We start from the raw sequence: 11,583 nt of genomic DNA, 5'->3' as shown, positions 1-11,583 counted from the left end.
CGCTTAGCCCGATTGGAGCGGCGGGGAAAGTGGCCCCGATCCGTTTAGTGGATTGGACGGTTGCCAAATCCGGCAACTGTCGCAAAGAATGACGTAATGAAATATCGTTCCGCGGTCGTCACGCTCCTCGCCCTACTTTCCGTTTCAACCCCCGCCCTCGCGCAGGAATCCGCCCAGCGGAGCCGGCCGATGGCGCCCGCGTTGCCCGCGCCGCTGCCGGCTGCGCAGGACAAGGCTTATGCCGGTACCATCTCGCTCGACATCGACGCCAGCGATGTCGTCCACGGCGTCTACCGGGTCACGCAGCAGTTCCCGGTCGCGTCGGGGACCGACAAGCTGACCCTCGTCCAGCCGAGCTGGCTGCCGGGCAATCACTCGCCGACCGGCCCCGCTGCGCTGCTCGCGCAGATCCATTTCCTTGCCGACGGCAAGGAGATCAAGTGGCAGCGCGACACCGTGGCCGTGAATGCCTTCCATCTGGAGCTTCCGGCCGGAACGCAGGTCGTCACGGCGAAGTTCATCCACACCTCGCCGGTGCAGGCCAAGGAAGGCCGCATCACGATGACGCAGGAAATGCTCAACCTCCAGTGGGAGAAGATGAGCCTTTATCCCTCGGGCTACTACACCCGCGGCGTGACCGTGAAGCCGACCGTGAAGTTCCCGGCCGGCTGGACCGTCTACACCTCGCTCGACGGGAAAGTGCAGCAGGGCGACAGCGTGACCTGGACGGCGACCGACTATGAGCGCCTGGTCGACGAGCCGGTCTTCGCGGGCAAGTACGCCCAGCGCTGGGATCTGGGCCATGACGTCAGCATGGATGTCGTTGCCGACGAGGCGAAGCTGCTCGGCATCAAGCCCGAGAACATGAAGGCTTATCGCAATCTCGTGTCGGAAGCGCTGCTGACGTTCGGCGCGCGCCATTTCGACCACTACGACTTCCTGCTGGCACTGACCGACCGCATGGGCGGGATCGGCCTCGAGCACCATCGTTCGAGCGAGAACCAGATGGAGCCCAAGGTCTGGACCGACTGGGACAAGATGGACTGGGATCGCAACGTGATCCCGCATGAATTCGTCCATAGCTGGAACGGAAAGTACCGCCGCCCGGCCGACCTCTGGACGCCGGACTACCAGCAGCCGATGCAGAACACGTTGCTCTGGGTCTATGAGGGCCAGACCCAGTTCTGGGGCTACATCCTCGCGGCGCGCTCGGGCGTGCAGACCAAGCAGACGATCCTCGACACGCTGGCAGGCGCTGTCGCGCGCTATTCGGAAGCGACGCCGGGTCGCGGCTGGCGTTCGGTGGAGGACACCACTTTCGCGCCGGTCCTCAACATGCGCCGTCCGCTGCCCTACACTTCCGTCACCCGCACCGAGGATTATTACGTTGAAGGTGCGCTGACCTGGCTCGAAGCGGATCAGATCATCCGCCAGGGCACCGGCGGCAAGAAGGGCCTCGATGATTTCGCAAAGGCCTTCTTCGGCGTGCGCGATGGCGACTGGGGCGAATTGACGTATGATTTCGACGAAGTCGCCAGGACGCTGAACGGCGTCTATCCTTACGACTGGGCCGGTTTCCTCAAGACCCGCATCTATGACACCAACCAGCCGGCGCCGACCAAGGGCATCGAGATGGGGGGCTACAAGCTGGTCTGGAAGGACACGCAGAACGGCTACGACAAGGGCGTTTCGGATTCGCGCAAGTCGCTCGACCTTACGTATTCGCTGGGCGTGACGCTGGATAACGAAGGCACTGTGACCGGCGCGGTGTTCGACGGGCTTGGCTACAATGCCGGTCTCGTCAGCGGCGTGAAGGTCGTGGCGGTGAACGGCACGGCCTATAGCGGCGAAGTCGTCAAGGATGCGATCACGGCGGCGAAGACGGCGAAGGAGCCGATCTCGCTGCTGGTCAAGCGCGGCGACGCATTCAGCACCGTGGCGCTGGATTATCACGGCGGCCTGCGTTGGCCCTGGCTGGAAAGCACCACGCCGGGCAAGGTCAACGGGCTTGATCGCCTGCTGGCGCCGCGCGGGAAGTAACCGGCACGAAGTGACCGCATTCAGGTAAGTTGCGGAAACTTATAGCGTAACCCGGGGGATGGCACGTGCCGTTCTCCGGGTTACGCATTTCTGCGAGGCGCAATCCCGCGTTCCGGGCTCCATCGCAGCGGCGCAAGTGTCGCAAACGATGCGCCGCAAGTGCGAGAAGGCGGTTGCGATGCATTAACCGCAAGGCTAAGCCCCCCGGTCAAAGATGAACCGGCACGCCTGACCCGTGCCTGTAAATGAAGGACCAACATGCGCATCGACATGATTCCTGTCGGCAAGAACCCGCCGGAGAGCCTGAACGTCATCATCGAGGTTCCCGTTGGTGGTGAGCCCGTGAAGTATGAGTTCGACAAGGACTCGGGCGCGCTGTTCGTCGATCGTATCCTGCACACGCCGATGCGTTACCCCGCCAACTACGGTTTCGTGCCGCACACGCTTTCGCCCGACGGCGATCCGCTTGATGCGCTGGTCGTTGCCCGCTCGCCCTTCGTGCCCGGCTCGGTCGTGCGCGTTCGCCCGATCGCGGTGCTGAACCTGGAAGACGAGCACGGCGGCGACGAGAAGCTGGTCTGCGTTCCCGACGACGCCACCTTCCCCTATTATTCCGACGTTCAGGAAAAGGGCGATCTGCCGCCGATCGTGTTCAGCCAGATCGAGCACTTCTTCACCCACTACAAGGATCTCGAAAAGGAGAAGTGGGTGCGCGTCGGAACCTGGGGCGGCGCCGATGAAGCGCGGCAGATCGTCATCGAGGCGATCGAGCGCTATAACACCGAAGGCAAGGGCGCTCAGGCCTGATTCGAATTTAGCAGTTCCACCACCCCCCATGTGGAACGAGGGCCGGCGGTGCAAACCGTCGGCCCTTTATGTTTCGGCACCTTATGTTTCGGCCGTGGGTTCAGGTAACCACGCGCCCGCCGTTGACGCCGATGGTCTGGCCGGTGACGTAGCCGGTATCCTCGTGGCACAGCCAGGCACATGCATTGGCGATATCGTTCGGTTCGCCAAGACGGCCCACGGGCACCGATTGGAGCAGGACTTCGGTCGGGATCTGGAAGCGGTCGCGATTGGCTTCCGACATGATCGTGCCCATTACCGAGCCGGGCGGGATATTGTTCACGGTGATCCCGAGGGGGCCGAATTCCTGCGCCATGGAGCGGGTCATCGTCACGACCGCGCCCTTCGAGGAGGAATAGGGGATCATGTTTATCGCCCCGGTTTGCGCACTCGATGAAGAGATGTTGACGATGCGGCCCCAGTGCGCCGCCTTCATGTCCGGCAGGCATTCCTGGGTCATGATGAAGAGCCCGCGCACGTTGACCGCATAGATGAAGTCCCAGCGCTCGTCGGTGAGTTCCTCGAACGGCGTGAAATCGGTGACGCCGGCATTGTTGACGAGGATCGAGATCGGGCCGAGCTTTTCGCGCACCTGATCCACGGCGGCTTTCACCGAGGCGCGGTTCGACACATCCGCGCCAAGCGCGAGCGCGGTCCCGCCGGCTTCGCGGATGGCCCTGACGGTGTCTTCGCAGCGCTCCGCATCGAGATCGAGCACGGCGACCGCCACGCCCTCCCTGGCCAGGCGCTTGGCGCAAGCGGCGCCGATTCCGGCGGCGGCGCCGGTGACGATGGCAACCTTGTAGGACATTATCCAGTCTCCCGTTCCGGCGCCTGTGCGCCCGATTTTTTCGTGGGAGCAGGCTAGACGGGAACGGAACCCGCCAGAAGAGCCGGGCTGAACTTGTGTTCAATTATTCGCCGGGGCGAAAGGAGAAGTCCCGGCACATGATCGCCGCACTCCGCCGAACGGCCGGTTCCGCGGCAATTCATCGCGTTGAGGGGGGGGGGGAGCAGGGGCGCCGCGCAAATCGGGCGCCCCTGCCATCGTCCTGGCGTCAGGCCGCCGGTTTGATCCCCATGCAGAGATATTTCACTTCCATGTAGTCATCGAGCCCGTAGTGCGAACCTTCGCGCCCCAGACCCGATTGCTTCACGCCGCCGAACGGCGCGACCTCGGTGGAGATGAGGCCGGTGTTGATGCCCACCATGCCCGCTTCCAGCGCTTCGGCGACGCGCCACACGCGGCTGATGTCCGAGGCGTAGAAATAGCTGGCCAGGCCGAACTCCGTGTCGTTGGCCATGCGGATGGCGTCGGCCTCTTCCTTGAAGCGGATCACCCCGGCGAGCGGTCCGAAGGTTTCCTCGCGTGCCAGCTTCATGTCGGGCTTCACCCCGGCGATCACCGTGGGGTTGAAGAACGAGCCTCCGCGTTCGTTGCGCTGGCCGCCGGCAAGCACCGTGGCACCGCCGTCGATGGCGTCCTTGAGGTGCTCCTCGACCTTCTCGACAGCCTTCTCGTCGATCAGCGGGCCGACCTCGGTGCCCGAATCGAGCCCGTAGCCGACCTTTATGGCCGAGACGCGCCCGGCCAGCTTCTCGACGAATTCGTCATAGACGCCGTCCTGGACGTAGAACCGGTTGGTGCAGACGCAGGTCTGGCCGCCGTTGCGGAACTTGGAGATCATCGCGCCGTCGATCGCGGCATCGACGTCGGCATCGTCGAACACGAGGAACGGCGCATTGCCGCCCAGTTCCATCGAGCATTTCTTGATGGTTTCGGCGCATTCGCGCAGCAGGTCGCGGCCGATCTCGGTCGAGCCGGTGAACGTCAGCTTGGACACCTTCGGGCTGGAGGTGAGCGCGCCGCCGATCTGCCCGGCGCTGCCGGTGACGACGTTGACGACTCCCGCCGGAATGCCGGCCATCTCGCAGAGCTGGGCGATGGCCAGCGCCGAATAGGGCGTGGCCGATGCCGGTTTGATAACGATGGTGCAGCCCGCCGCCAGCGCCGGGCCGAGCTTGCGGGTGATCATGGCATTGGGGAAGTTCCAGGGCGTGATCGCGGCGACCACGCCAACGCCCTGCTTGATGCAGACGATGCGGCGATCCGGGGCATGGCCGGGGATCACGTCGCCATAGGCGCGCTTGCCCTCTTCGGCGAACCATTCGATGAAGCTGGCGCCATAGGCGATCTCGCCCCGGCCTTCGGCCAGCGGCTTGCCCTGTTCGCGGGTGAGCAGTTCGCCCAGGTCGTCCTGGTGCTGGAGCATCAGCTCGTAGAGCTTGCGCATCAGCTTCGCACGCTCTCCGGCCGTCTTCGCCCGCCAGGCCGGGAGGGCCTTCTCGGCCGCGTCAATCGCGCGGGCGGTTTCGTCACCCGCCATCTTGGGAACCGTGCCCAGGACGGCGCCGGTGCCGGGATCGGTCACTTCGAGAGTCGCGCCGGAATCGGCATCGCACCACTTGCCGTCGATGTAGCACTGCTGCCGGAGGAAGTCGGTGTACGCCATTTCGTGCAGGTCCTCGCTGGTTGCGGCGGCGCTGGCGCGCCGGCCTCTCGTTGCGGGCATGGAATAGGGATAGCCCGGCGAAGTGACAACCGCCGGCACGGCGCGAGGCTGCGCCAGCGTGGACGCGATTGACGCACCGAAACTCCTCGGATAGCCTCATCTGCGAACATAAATTCACAATAACGAATAATGGAGAGAGGCTCTGGACTGCGCAGGCCCCCCGGCAGGCACGAACGCCAGCCCCTCAGCCGGCTACGTCGGCGGTGTGTTCCTTGCCGGAGAAGGCGCCCGTTTCGAGGTGCTGGACCCCTCCGACGAAAGCGTCGTGGCGGTCCTTTCCGGGCTGTCGGCAGGGCAGGTGGAAGCCGGGATTTCCGCGGCCCGCGCGGCTTTTGACAGCGGCGAATGGCCGCATTTGCCGATGGCGGCGCGCGCCGCAGTGATGACCCGCTTCGCTGCGTCGCTGGAAGATCGTGCCGACCGGCTGAAAGACCTCGCGATCCGTGAAGCGGGCAGTCCGGTCGGCTCAACGGTGATGGGCGCGCAAGTCCAGGCGCCGTTGCGGATGGCGCGGGAAATCATCGATCTGATTCTCCGCCTGCCGGAGATCGAGGACAACCCCTTGCCCCTGCACGAGCGGGTCAACGCCCATTTCGCGGTGCAGAGCGTGAAGCGCTGGTCGCCGATCGGCGTGGTGGCGGGGATCTCGGCGTACAACGTGCCGTTCTACACCGCGCTCTGGAAGGTCGTGCCTGCGCTGATGGCGGGCAACACGGTCATCCTGCGGCCCAATCCGCTGACGCCGCTTTCCGCGCTGGTCTTCGCCGAGGCGGCCGAGGAAGCGGGCCTGCCGCAAGGTGTATTCAACCTCGTGATCGAAGCGGGCGTCGAGGGCGCGCAGGCCCTGACCAGCGATCCGCGCGTGGACATGGTGAGCTTCACCGGCTCCTCCGCCGTGGGTGTGGAGGTCGCGAAGCAGGCGGCGGCTACGTTGAAGCGGCTGGTGCTCGAACTCGGCGGCAAGTCCGCGCAGATCTACCTGCCGGATTCGGTGGACCGCGCGGCCATGGCGGCGATGAGCGTCTGCACCTCGCACGCCGGGCAGGGCTGCGTGCTCGGCACCCGCGTCTTCGTGCCGCAGGAAAGCAAGGCCGAGGTGCTGGAGGCGATGGCGAAATTGCTGTCCGGCGTGAAGATCGGCGCGGCCAGCGACCCGGCGACCCAGCTTGGCCCGGTCGTCAGCGCCGCCCAGCGCGCGCGGTGCGAGCACTTCGTTGCCGCCGCCGTCGCGGGAGGCGGCCGCGTGGTCTGCGGAGGCAAGCGACCCGATGGGCTGGAGAAGGGCTATTTCTTCGAGCCCACCGTGCTCGACCTGCCCGACAACGCCAACCCAGCCGCGCAGGAGGAGATCTTCGGGCCGGTGGTTTCGGTGATCGGCTACCGCGACCTCGATCACGCGGTGGAAATGGCCAATGACAGCCGCTTCGGCCTGTCCGGCTGGGTCCACGGCAAGGACAAGGTCAAGGCGCTGGAAGTGGGGCTGAAGATCCGCAGCGGCGCGGTGAACGTCAACGGTGCGCTCGCTTCCAGTCATGCCAGCGGCGGCGGCATCAAGATGAGCGGCCTTGGCCGCGAGCGCGGCGTCGAGGGGCTGCGCGAATTCCAGATCATGACCACGCTGAATATTGGCGGGTAGGAGAGGACCGGGATGCAAGGACTGCTCGAAGGCAAAGTCGCACTGATTACCGGGGCCGGATCGGGTGTGGGCCGCGCCGCCTGTCTGCTTTTTGCGGAACACGGCGCCAAAGTGATTGCGGCGGACGTAAACGCGGACGAAGCGGTCGCCACCGCTGCGATGGTGCGGGCTGAGGGCGGCGAGGCCATCGCCGTGGCATGCGACGTTTCCGATCCCGCGTCGGTCGATCACGCCGTGGCAGCGGGCGTGGAGGCGTTCGGACGGCTGGACTGCATCTACAACAACGCCGGGATCACCATCAGCCCGGTCCCCGGCAAGGGCCTGCGCAGCCTGATCGAGTGCGAGGACGAGGAGATGCGCCGCGTCTCCGAAGTCAACGTTATGGGCGTGGTCCACGGTTGCCAGTCGGCTATCCGGCAGTTCGAGAGGCAGGCCAAGGACGGACTGGGCGGCGGGGCCATCGTCTCCACCGCTTCGGTTGCCGGGCTGATCGGCTATGGCGGGGTGTTCTACGGCGCCACCAAGGGCGCGGTGGTGCAGCTTACCCGCGCGCTCGCCATTGAAGTGGCGGAAAAGGGCATCCGCGTGAACGCGGTCTGTCCGGCGGGCATGCTCACCCACTATGCCGGGATGGACCCCGACAGCGAGCACCGCGACCGCATCCTGGAAGGCATGGGCCGCGTCCATCCGCTGGGCCGCGCCATCGATCCGCGCGACACCGCTTCGGCGGCGCTGTTTCTCTGTTCCGATCTCGCAAGCAACGTGACCGGCGTGAACCTTCCCGTGGACGGGGGGCTCTCGGCCGGCCGAAAGGTAGGAGGCTGACCATGGCGACCTGTCCCTATTCGGGTAACGATTCCCGCTCCAACGCGCTCGCATCGCTGCTGTCCGACAATCCGCGCTATGCGGAGATGTTCGATGTCGACAAAGTGGACGCCAATTCCGGCGTCGACCCGACGCGCGACTATACCGAGGACATGAACCGCCTGCGCGAGGCCGGCGCGGTCCAAAAGGGCACCTTGCGCGAATTGCTGGGCGTGCCGGAAATGGTCTCGATGCTCGGGCCCCCGCGAGAGAACATGACGTTCTTCTCCTATCGCGCCTGCGAGATCGGCTTTCGCGAGAACCAGCTCTATTCCTCCGAGGGTTATAACGAGAGTGCCGGGGTGCGGACGATCGGCACCACGATCCTCTCGATGGTCGGCAAGCCGCACAAGCGCCTGCGCTCCGCCGCGCAGCCGCTGTTCAAGCGGCCCAAGGTGCTGGACTGGTGGAACAAGCGCTGGATCGAGGAGACGGTCGACGTCCTGCTCGACCAGATCAAGGACCGCGAGACGACCGACCTCAACACCGACCTTTGCGCCCGCCTGCCGATGGCCACCGTCACCCGCGCCATCGGGCTGGAGGGCGAGGATGTGATCGAGTTCCGCTACCAGCTCAACCGCGCCACGTTTGGTGCGCGCAACCTGCCGCCCGAGGAAGCGGCCGAGGCCCGCGCCTGGGTTGACGGCACCTTGCGCCGCCTGATCGCGGAGAACCAGCGCGAGCCCGGCGACAACCTGATCGCCGGCCTGATCGCCTGCGAGATCACGCACGAGGACGGCTCCAAGCGCCCGCTCACCGAGGATGAGCTGTTCGGTTACTGCAAGCTCGCCATTTTCGCGGGCGGCGGCACCACCTGGCGGCAACTGGGCATCACTATCGATGCGCTGATGACCCACCGCCATTTCTGGGAGGCCTGCAAGGAAGACCGCAGCCTGATCGACCTTGCGGTGGAAGAGGGCCTGCGCTGGCGAGCCACCGATCCGGTGTTCATGCGCCTTTGCATGGAGGATACCGAGATGGAGGGCGTAAAAGTCCCCGCCGGCACCCGCATCCACTTGTGCCTCGGCGCCGCCAATCACGATCCGACGGTGTTCGAAAAGCCTGAGGAATACGACATCTTCCGCCGCAAGGAGCATCACATGGGCTTCGGCTTTGGCCCGCACCGGTGCCTCGGCATGGATGTCGCCCGGCAGGAGATGGTGGTGGCGATCAACGGCTTGCTCGACCGCTTTCCGAACATGACGCTCGACCCCGCCAAGCCAAAGCCGGAGTATCGCGGACTCGACCATCGCGGCATGTCGGCGGTGACGGTGAAACTGCGGTGAGCGGAACTATGAAGCAGGTGGTGCTGGCACGCTATGCCGCAGGCAATCCGAAGTCATCGGATTTCCGCGTGGAGGATGCGCCGATCCCCGAGCCGGGCGAGGGTGAGGTGCTGCTGCGCACACTGTGGCTGGGTCTCGACCCGCTGATCCGCTTCGCCATCGACGAAAAGCGCCTTTCCGGCGTGACGCAGGTCCATCCCGGAGAGGTCATGTATGGGCCGACGGTGAGCGAAGTCGCCGCCTCCAACCACCCCGGCTATGCGGTGGGGGACGTGGTGGAGGATCGCACCGGCTGGCGCGAATATGCCCTTGTCGCGCCGGACAGGGCCGATTGGCGCGGGCCGCCACGAAAGCTCGATCCCGCGCAGGCACCCGTCTCCACCGCGCTGGGCGCGCTGGGGATGCCGGGGCAGACCGCCCATGCCTGCGTGATCGGCATCGGCCGGGTCGCGGCGGGGGAGACGGTGGTGATCTCGGCCGCGGCCGGCGCGGTGGGCAGCCTTGCCGGGCAGATCGCGAAGATTCGCGGCGCGCGCGTCATCGGTATCGCCGGCGGGCCGGACAAGTGCCGGTGCCTAATCGACCTCGGCTTCGATGCTGCCGCCGATTACAAGGCGCCGGATTTCGCCGAGCAATTGGCCAAGGCGCTGCCCGAAGGTGCGGACGTATTCATCGACAATGTCGGCGGGGACGTGATGCTGGCCGTCCTCCCCCACCTCAAGCGCGGTGCGCGGATGCCGGTTTGCGGTTTCATCGCCTACTACGGTATGGGACTCGAAGGCCCCGGGCCTGACCGTCTGCCCGGATTTTTCCGCGCGATTATGTCCAAGGGTCTGGAGATCAAGGGCTTCGGCGGCTTCCTCGTCGGCGGGCAGCAGGCGCTGGACGACATCGCCGGGTGGATTGCCGAAGGGCGCATCCAATGCCCGGAGGCGGTGGTCGAAGGGCTGGAGGCTGCACCGGCCGCATTCGCCGGGGTGTTTTCTGGCAACAACCATCTAGGCAAGCTGCTGGTGAAGGTGTCAGGCTGATCGGCGAAAACAAAAAATTGCAGGATGCCACCATGACGACCTCAGTTCCAACAGGGCCAATTCCCTCCGCGTCCTACCCGCCGCCCCCGCGCCAGACGGCCAATCCGGCCCCGTTGCGCTCCGTGAACTCGCTGCGCCGCACCTCCAGCATCGATGTCGCCTGGCCCGATGGCGTGGACGGCCAACGCCTCTTCGTCGGCCGCGCGCGCGACTATTTGACCGGCCCGGACGGCACGGGGCGCTCGCTGGCCATGGGCGAATTCTCGCTGCGGATGACCGAGGACAAGACGATCACCCAGATCGCCGCCGATTCCGCTCCGGCAAGCATCGGCGCGCTTGTGGGTGCCCGCGCGGGCGGCCATTTGCGCATGACCCTGCGCGAGATCATGCCCGAACTCATTGCGCGGGCCGATCCGCTCTATCTCGTGCTCGACGATCTTTCCGGCACCGCCCTCGTCTCCTCCTTCGCATGGGGCCAGTGGTTTCCCGAGCGGATGGAAATACTCAGGCAGCGGCTTGGCGGGGGTAATGAAGACAACCCCGTGCTCGCCCAGCGCGCCAATGTCTGCTGGGGGCTGCAGGAGGGGAACAGCGGTGTCACCGGTGATGCCGCGCTGGACAAGGTGGCCGATGCCGATGCAGGCCAATTGCGCAACCCGGCCGATCCGGAGGGCTGGCACGAATTTCTCGAACACGAAGGCCCCGGTTTCCGCCGCGCCCGCCGCATCGATGTGACGCGAGACGGCAACCTGATCCACATCGCCTCCGCCTTTCAGGATAGCGCCAGGCTGCGCGAAGGTGGCCGGGTCGCCATCCACGAATACAACCTTGGCGCAACCGTCGATGCCCAGACGCTGGAAGTGCTGAGCCTCGATCCCGAAGCGCGCATCCTGCCTTTCCGCGAATGCCCCGGCGCCGTCCATAACGTCGCGCGGCTCGTCGGGCGTAATCTGGGCCAGGTGCGCGAGGACGTGCTGGAAATGCTGCGCGGGCCGGAAGGCTGCACGCACCTCAACGACGCCCTGCGTGCGCTGGCCGATGTGCCAAGGCTTGTGGAGGAACTGCGCCAGCCGGCCTGAACTGACCGCGCAAAATCAAGCTCGTCATCCCCGCGCAGGCGGGGATCCAACTGTTCTCGAGGAGCGCGCAACCAAGGCGGGGCTCCCGCCTTCGCGGGGGCGACGGAGTGTTGATGGAAATAGTGTTTTGAACGGCCCGAAACACCCGGTTCCCTACCCCAACCGCACCCCCATTTGACCCCCACGGCGCACCCTGCGTTCCCTGCTTGCTCCCCCGCCCGGCATCTG

General features: G+C 65.7%; 9 protein-coding genes. 7 read left to right on the top strand and 2 right to left on the bottom strand.

The genetic code is table 11. From position 1 onward, the window contains the following. Nucleotides 1-96: 96 nt before the first annotated feature. Both ACLIMP_RS01690 and ppa read left to right on the top strand, forming a co-directional pair. A complete protein-coding gene (locus ACLIMP_RS01690; RefSeq protein WP_054438344.1) occupies nucleotides 97-2,040 on the top strand; it encodes a M61 family metallopeptidase in 1,944 nt (647 codons plus the stop codon). A 258-nt stretch (nucleotides 2,041-2,298) separates the two neighbouring features. Beyond that, entirely contained in the window at nucleotides 2,299-2,847 is a 549-nt protein-coding gene (gene ppa, locus ACLIMP_RS01685; protein WP_054438342.1) for an inorganic diphosphatase, read from the top strand. A gap of 100 nt (nucleotides 2,848-2,947) precedes the next feature. On the opposite strand, the gene ACLIMP_RS01680 is transcribed toward ppa, so the two are convergent. Both ACLIMP_RS01680 and ACLIMP_RS01675 read right to left on the bottom strand, forming a co-directional pair. Beyond that, complete coding sequence (locus ACLIMP_RS01680; protein WP_443478010.1) at nucleotides 2,948-3,697, bottom strand: SDR family NAD(P)-dependent oxidoreductase; 750 nt, start codon at nucleotides 3,695-3,697, stop codon at nucleotides 2,948-2,950. A 247-nt stretch (nucleotides 3,698-3,944) separates the two neighbouring features. Next, a complete protein-coding gene (locus ACLIMP_RS01675) occupies nucleotides 3,945-5,399 on the bottom strand; it encodes an NAD-dependent succinate-semialdehyde dehydrogenase (protein ID WP_324699085.1) in 1,455 nt (484 codons plus the stop codon). A 265-nt stretch (nucleotides 5,400-5,664) separates the two neighbouring features. Between ACLIMP_RS01675 and ACLIMP_RS01670 the strand changes: the two genes are divergently transcribed. From ACLIMP_RS01670 to ACLIMP_RS01650, 5 genes are read left to right on the top strand one after another with little or no spacing between them, the layout of a single operon-like run. Further along, entirely contained in the window at nucleotides 5,665-7,095 is a 1,431-nt protein-coding gene (locus tag ACLIMP_RS01670) for an aldehyde dehydrogenase family protein (RefSeq protein WP_443478009.1), read from the top strand. Nucleotides 7,096-7,107: 12 nt separating this feature from the next. Further along, a complete protein-coding gene (locus ACLIMP_RS01665) occupies nucleotides 7,108-7,920 on the top strand; it encodes an SDR family NAD(P)-dependent oxidoreductase (protein WP_324697108.1) in 813 nt (270 codons plus the stop codon). A 2-nt stretch (nucleotides 7,921-7,922) separates the two neighbouring features. Then, nucleotides 7,923-9,245 carry a cytochrome P450 gene (locus ACLIMP_RS01660; protein WP_324697106.1) on the top strand — a complete coding sequence of 441 codons (1,323 nt, stop codon included), beginning with the start codon at nucleotides 7,923-7,925 and terminating at the stop codon, nucleotides 9,243-9,245. Next, entirely contained in the window at nucleotides 9,242-10,276 is a 1,035-nt protein-coding gene (locus tag ACLIMP_RS01655) for an NADP-dependent oxidoreductase (protein ID WP_324697104.1), read from the top strand. Before ACLIMP_RS01660 ends, ACLIMP_RS01655 begins: the two co-directional genes overlap by 4 nt. A 32-nt stretch (nucleotides 10,277-10,308) precedes the next feature. After that, the gene (locus ACLIMP_RS01650; RefSeq protein ID WP_324697102.1) at nucleotides 10,309-11,355 is read left to right on the top strand and encodes a DUF2889 domain-containing protein; all 1,047 of its coding nucleotides are present in this window, start codon (nucleotides 10,309-10,311) and stop codon (nucleotides 11,353-11,355) included. Nucleotides 11,356-11,583 lie beyond the last annotated feature (228 nt).

The organism is Novosphingobium aeonii, from assembly GCF_052279045.1.
GTDB lineage: Bacteria > Pseudomonadota > Alphaproteobacteria > Sphingomonadales > Sphingomonadaceae > Novosphingobium.
Note: the sequence above shows the minus strand (reverse complement) of the source record. Positions and strands in the feature narration are given on the sequence as shown.